The 4,846-nt window shown below is 71.4% G+C and carries 5 protein-coding genes; all 5 read left to right on the plus strand.

From position 1 onward, the window contains the following. Positions 1–2,021, plus strand: a 2,021-nt coding sequence (gene infB / locus AN218_RS25900) for a translation initiation factor IF-2 (protein WP_079132595.1), incomplete at its 5' end; no start/stop codon positions are given. 95 nt (positions 2,022–2,116) lie between these two features. After that, on the plus strand, positions 2,117–2,413 hold the full coding sequence (locus AN218_RS25905) for a DUF503 domain-containing protein (protein ID WP_070019404.1): 297 nt from the start codon (positions 2,117–2,119) through the stop codon (positions 2,411–2,413). Positions 2,414–2,428: 15 nt separating this feature from the next. Further along, the gene (gene rbfA / locus AN218_RS25910; RefSeq protein ID WP_070019406.1) at positions 2,429–2,875 is read left to right on the plus strand and encodes a 30S ribosome-binding factor RbfA; all 447 of its coding nucleotides are present in this window, start codon (positions 2,429–2,431) and stop codon (positions 2,873–2,875) included. 3 nt (positions 2,876–2,878) lie between these two features. Continuing rightward, a complete protein-coding gene (gene truB, locus AN218_RS25915; protein ID WP_070019408.1) occupies positions 2,879–3,838 on the plus strand; it encodes a tRNA pseudouridine(55) synthase TruB in 960 nt (319 codons plus the stop codon). A gap of 194 nt (positions 3,839–4,032) precedes the next feature. Then, a partial coding sequence (locus AN218_RS25920) for a four-carbon acid sugar kinase family protein (RefSeq protein WP_244900723.1) occupies positions 4,033–4,846 on the plus strand: 814 nt, incomplete at its 3' end.

Below are 4,846 nucleotides of genomic sequence, written 5' to 3' on the forward strand. Positions count from 1 at the left end.
GTCCCGGTGGTGGCGGCGGCTTCGGCGGTCGTCCCGGCGGCGGTGGCCGTCCCGGTTTCGCCGGACGTCCGGGCGGTCCCGGCGGCCGCGGCGGTACGCAGGGCGCCTTCGGCCGTCCCGGCGGTCCGGCCCGGCGTGGCCGCAAGTCGAAGCGGCAGCGCCGTCAGGAGTACGAGCAGATGCAGGCGCCGTCGGTCGGCGGCGTGATGCTGCCGCGCGGCAAGGGCGAGACCGTACGGCTCTCGCGCGGCGCCTCGCTCACGGACTTCGCGGAGAAGATCAACGCCAACCCGGCGTCGCTGGTCCAGGTGATGTTCAACCTGGGCGAGATGGTCACCGCGACCCAGTCCGTCTCCGACGAGACGCTGGGCCTGCTCGGCGAGGAGATGAACTACGTCGTCCAGATCGTCAGCCCGGAGGAGGAGGACCGCGAGCTTCTCGAGTCCTTCGACATCGAGTTCGGCGAGGACGAGGGCGGTGAGAAGGCGCTGATGCCGCGTCCGCCGGTGGTGACCGTCATGGGTCACGTCGACCACGGCAAGACGCGTCTGCTGGACGCCATCCGCAAGACCAACGTCATCGCGGGCGAGGCCGGCGGCATCACCCAGCACATCGGTGCCTACCAGGCCGCGACCGAGGTCAACGACGAGGAGCGCAAGCTCACCTTCATCGACACCCCGGGTCACGAGGCGTTCACCGCCATGCGTGCCCGCGGTGCCAAGTCGACGGACATCGCGATCCTCGTGGTCGCGGCGAACGACGGCGTGATGCCGCAGACGGTCGAGGCGCTGAACCACGCCAAGGCCGCCGAGGTGCCGATCGTGGTCGCGGTCAACAAGATCGACGTCGAGGGCGCCGACCCGACGAAGGTGCGCGGTCAGCTCACCGAGTACGGCCTGGTGGCCGAGGAGTACGGCGGCGACACCATGTTCGTCGACATCTCCGCGAAGCAGGGCGAGAACATCGACGCGCTGCTGGAGGCGGTCGTCCTGACCGCCGACGCCGCGCTCGACCTGCGGGCCAACCCGGACCAGGACGCCCAGGGCATCGCGATCGAGGCGCACCTCGACCGCGGCCGGGGCGCCGTGGCCACCGTGCTGGTGCAGCGGGGCACGCTCCGCGTCGGGGACACCATGGTCGTGGGCGACGCCTACGGCAGGGTCCGCGCGATGCTCGACGACAAGGGCGAGAACATCAAGGAAGCCGGTCCGGCGACCCCCGTCCTCGTCCTGGGCCTGACGAACGTCCCCGGCGCAGGAGACAACTTCCTGGTGGTCGAGGAGGACCGTACGGCCCGTCAGATCGCCGAGAAGCGTGCCGCCCGGGAGCGGAACGCCGCGTTCGCCAAGCGCACCCGCAGGGTCTCCCTGGAGGACCTGGACAAGGTGCTCAAGGCGGGCGAGGTGCAGCAGCTCAACCTCATCATCAAGGGCGACGCGTCCGGTTCGGTCGAGGCCCTGGAGTCCTCGCTGATGCAGCTCGACGTCGGCGAAGAGGTCGATCTGCGCATCCTGCACCGCGGCGTCGGTGCGGTCACCGAGACCGACATCGACCTGGCGACGGGTTCGGACGCCATCGTCATCGGCTTCAACGTCCGCGCCGAGGGGCGCGCGACGCAGATGGCCGAGCGCGAGGGCGTCGACGTCCGCTACTACTCGGTGATCTACCAGGTCATCGAGGAGATCGAGGCGGCCCTCAAGGGCATGCTCAAGCCGGAGTACGAAGAGGTCGAGCTGGGCACGGCGGAGATCCGCGAGGTCTTCCGTTCCTCCAAGCTCGGCAACATCGCGGGTGTCCTCATCCGTTCCGGCGAGGTCCGGCGGAATACCAAGGCCCGTGTCGTGCGCGACGGCAAGGTCGTGGCGGAGAACCTCACCATCGAGGGTCTGCGCCGCTTCAAGGACGACGTCACCGAGATCCGTGACGGTTTCGAGGGTGGTATCAACCTCGGCAACTACAACGACATCAAGGTCGACGACGTCATCGCCACGTACGAGATGCGGGAGAAGCCCCGCGGCTGACGCCGCGCACCCGCGCAGCCCGTGAGCCGGTCCGGGGCCGGTCGGCGGAGGAAACTCCGTCGATCGGCCCCGGCGGCATCTTCTACGATCTCCGGGTGTATGTGGGGACTCTTACCATCGACCTGCTGCTGGGCGACGTGCGGTCGCTGAAGCAGAAGCGCTCCGTCGTCCGCCCCATCGTCGCCGAGTTGCACCGTAAGTACGCGGTGAGCGTGGCGGAGGTGGCGGATCAGGATCTCCACCGCCGCGCCAGGCTCGGCCTCGCGGCGGTCTCGGGGGACGCGGCACACGTGCGAGATGTGCTGGACCGGTGCGAACGGCTCGTCGCCGAACGCCCGGAAGTGGAACTGCTGTCGGTCAGGCGGCGCTTCCACGGAGAAGACGACGATTAGCGAGGAGACGGACAAGTGGCCGACAATGCACGGGCGAAGAGGCTTGCCGACCTCATCCGTGAGGTGGTCGCGGAGAAGCTTCACCGGGGCATCAAGGACCCGCGGCTCGGCACACATGTGACCGTCACGGACACCCGCGTCACCGGCGACCTGCGGGAGGCGACGGTCTTCTACACCGTCTACGGGGACGACGAGGAGCGCAAGGCAGCGGCCGCCGGGCTGGAGAGCGCAAAGGGCGTGCTGCGTACGGCAGTCGGGGCGGCGGCCGGGGTGAAGCACACGCCGAGCCTGAGCTTCGTCGCCGACGCCCTGCCCGAGAACGCCCGTACGATCGACGACCTCCTCGCGCGGGCGAAGGCCTCCGACGAGGAGGTCCGCAAGGCCTCCTCCGGGGCGGACTACGCGGCCGGCGCCGATCCGTACCGCAAGCCCGCCGAGGACGAGCAGGCCGAGGACGAATGACCCGTGGCGCGTAAGAAGGACCAGGATCCCGGCGGGCTCGTCGTCGTCGACAAGCCCGCCGGCTTCACCTCGCACGACGTCGTCGCGAAGCTGCGCGGGATGGCCCGTACGCGGCGGGTCGGGCACGCGGGCACGCTGGACCCGATGGCGACCGGCGTGCTCGTCGTCGCCACCGGCCAGGCGACGCGGCTGCTCGGTCATCTCGCCCTGACGGAGAAGGAGTACGCGGCGACGGTGCGGCTCGGGCAGAGCACCGTGACCGACGACGCGGAGGGCGAGGTCACCGCCGCGCACGGGGCGTCGGACGTCTCGGACGAGGCGCTCGCGGCCGGCGTCGGGAAACTCACCGGGGTGATCCGTCAGGTGCCCTCGAAGGTGAGCGCCGTGAAGGTCGACGGCAAGCGCTCCTATCAGCGGGTGCGCGAGGGCGAGGACGTCGAGCTGGCCGCCCGCGAGATCACCGTCTCCGCCTTCGAGGTGCACGAGGTGCGCCGCGGCGTGCGGGCCGCGGACGGCACGGAGGTCATCGACGCGGACGTCTCGGTGGTGTGCTCCTCGGGGACGTATGTCCGTGCCCTCGCCCGCGATCTGGGCGAATTCCTCGGTACGGGCGGGCACTTGACGGCGCTGCGCCGGACGCGGGTCGGGCCGTACGGGCTCAGGGACGCCCGTTCGCTGGAGGAGCTGCAGAGCGAGGCCGACGGCGCGGGGATCTCGCTGCTGCCGCTCGCGGAGGCCGCTGCCGCCGCGTTCCCCCGCTGGGACGTGGACGAGGAGGCCGCGCGGCTGATCGGCAACGGGGTCCAACTGCGCATGCCGGAGCGGGAGTCGGGCCACGGCCTCGGGGGAGCGGCCCAGGGGCCGCAACCGGTCGCGGTCTTCGGACCCGGTGGGCGTCTGGTGGCGCTCGTCGAGGACCGCCAGGGGCGCGCCAAGAGCCTCGCCGTCTTCGCCCAGCCCTGAACTGACCGGCCCTGACCCACCGCCGGGCACCGCCGGCCCCATTGCGGCGGCCACGCACCGAAGTTGCGCGGTTCGTGCGGGAAGTCCTCACGCGACCTCCATTGACAGCCGACGCCGACGGCCGTGACGCTCATTGAGCGAAACGCGCAGGAAACACTGCGCGAATCGATCATGTCGGAGCGGCGGAGCCGGAGGTGAGCGGCAGCGTGGCGCGGATACTCGTGGTCGCCGACGACCTCACCGGCGGCAACGCCACCGGCGCCCTCTTCGCCCGGCTCGGTCTGCGTACGGTGACCGTCGGCGACCTCGCCCAAGTCCCGCGCTACGCCGGCGCGGTGGACGTCCTCGTCGTGAACACCGGCTCCCGCCGCTTCACTCCGGAGGAGGGCTACGCCGCCGTGCACGCCGCGGTACGGGCAGCCCCGGACGCCACGCTCGTCGTCAAGCGCGTGGACACCACGCTGCGCGGCAACCCCGGCCGCGAACTGGACGCCGTACTCGACGCGTTGACCGCCTCCGGCACGCCGGAGGCCACCGCGCAGGAGGTCCCGGCTCGGGCGGCTTCCTCGACTCCCGTACGGGTACTGGCCGTTCCGGCCTTCCCCGACGCCGGACGCACCACCGTCGGCGGCATCCATCTCGTGGACGGGGTGCCGCTGACCCGTACGCCCGTGGCGCGGGACCTCTTCACCTCCGTACGGCACTCCCGTGTCGCCTCCGTGCTCGGTGAGCAGAGCACGCTGTCCACCGCCGAAGTCCCCCTCGACGTCGTGGAGAACGGCGTCGGCAGCGTGCTGGAGGCCCTGCGCGGGCCGGGCCGCGTGCTGGTCTGCGACGCCACCGAGAACGAGCATCTGCGGACCGTCGCCGCCGCGGCCGCGCGCCTGACCGCCGAGGACGGCACCCGCTGGATCACGCTGGACTCCGGGCCGTTCGGGGCGGCGCTCGCCGCCGCGTCGGACATCCGTCCCGCCGGGCCGGCGCCGTGCGTCCTCGCGGTCGTCGGCA

The organism is Streptomyces nanshensis, assembly GCF_001751255.1.
In the GTDB taxonomy this organism is placed as follows: domain Bacteria; phylum Actinomycetota; class Actinomycetes; order Streptomycetales; family Streptomycetaceae; genus Streptomyces; species Streptomyces nanshensis_A.